The organism is Streptomyces sp. MnatMP-M17 (assembly GCF_900091995.1).
GTDB lineage: Bacteria > Actinomycetota > Actinomycetes > Streptomycetales > Streptomycetaceae > Streptomyces.
Genome location: NZ_FMDK01000219.1, coordinates 1 through 1488 on the forward strand (window position 1 = coordinate 1; position 1488 = coordinate 1488).

Annotated in this window: 1 protein-coding gene; it reads right to left on the reverse strand. The window is 71.3% G+C overall.

Annotation, left to right across the window (positions count from 1 at the left end; all coding sequences use genetic code 11):
- A partial coding sequence (locus GA0115259_RS10705; protein ID WP_141716515.1) for a serine/threonine-protein kinase occupies nt 1–915 on the reverse strand: 915 nt, incomplete at its 3' end.
- Nucleotides 916–1488: the final 573 nt, after the last annotated feature.

The window sequence follows — 1488 nt, forward strand, 5'->3', positions numbered from 1 at the left end:
GGGCGCCGGATCGGGCGCGAGGAGCGCGCCGACTCCCAGCGCCGCGTCGACCTGGGCGGGTGTGGAGTGCACTCCGACACCGGCGGCGACGGTCCGCAGGGCGCGGGCGAGGTTCTGGGCGCTGGGCCGCTGGGCCGGGTCCTTGCGCAGACAGCGCTCTATGACCGTCCACAGCGGCTCGGGCACGGTGGTGGGACGGCGGGGCTCCTCGCTGAGATGGCGGTGGAGCACCTCCAGCGCGGTCGCGCCGGCGAACGGCGGACGGCCCGTGACCAGCTCGTACAGCAGGATGCCCGCGCCGTAGATGTCGACGGCGGAGGTCTGCGGGCGGCCTTCGGCGGACTCGGGCGCGACATAGGCGGGAGTGCCGACGAACTCGTGCGTACGGGTCAGTCCCGGGGAGTCGGCGAGCCGGGCGATGCCGAAGTCCGTGAGCATCGGGTGCATTCCGGCACCGTCGTCCTTGAGCAGGACATTGGCGGGCTTGAGGTCCCGGTGCACGACGCCGTCGGCGTGGCTGGCGGCGAGCGCGTCCGCGATCTGGGCGGTCAGCAAGGCCGCCGCGACCGGTGAGAAGGGCCCGTTGTCCCGCAGATAGCGGTGCAGATCGGGACCGTCGACCAAGTCCATGACGAGGGCGAGGAGATCGCCCTCCACAACCAGATCGCGGGTGCGGACGATATTGGGATGGGTGAGCCGGAGCAGTACGGAGCGCTCGCGCAGGAAACGCATCACGACATCCGCGTCGTTCGCCAGCTCCTCCTTGAGGACCTTGATCGCGACGGTCTCGCCGGGCTGGCCGGCCACGGCCGCCTCGGCACCCGCGGTCTCCCGCTGACGGGCGCGCCAGACGGTGCCCGTGGCGCCGCGTCCGAGCGGCTCCTCGAGCAGGTACTTGCTGCCTACCGGCCGCACGTCATGCGCTCCCTGCTGGTCGTGGTCATCCGTGGCTCCGGGCGTCCCGGGCGTCCGACCCACTTTAGACCGCCCGAACGGGTCGCCGAACGGATCACGGAAGGGATCACCGGCCGGTCATCTTCCTGTCCCGCACCGGTCGTGTTCGGAGGAAAGACGCTCACATACGGCGGATGGTTGCCGAACAGCAGGTCGGAGGGCATCACGGATGGTCACAAGCCGTCCCGAACCGATGAACCGGCAGGCACTTTTCCGCCAACAGCCGACCATTCAAGATCACTTGCCCTCGGTCGCCGGGCGTGTTGTCACTGGCAGATGCGAGGATGCCCCCAGCACGCGAAGGTGTGGAGTTGGGGGGCCGCACCGTCCGTGCCGACCTGTACCGGGCGACGCGTCCGTGCGTGGTGGGGGGAATCACAGAGCGTCCCCCTGCCGGGCACCCCGCGCAGAAGGGACCGCTGACGGCGATGCAGATCCGGCTGACCGTCCTCGCGCCGCGCGGCGGCCATGCCGCCGGACGCGCGTGCGACGTGCTCGTCACCGCCCCGGCCGGGACGGCGCTGGCCGCCGTCG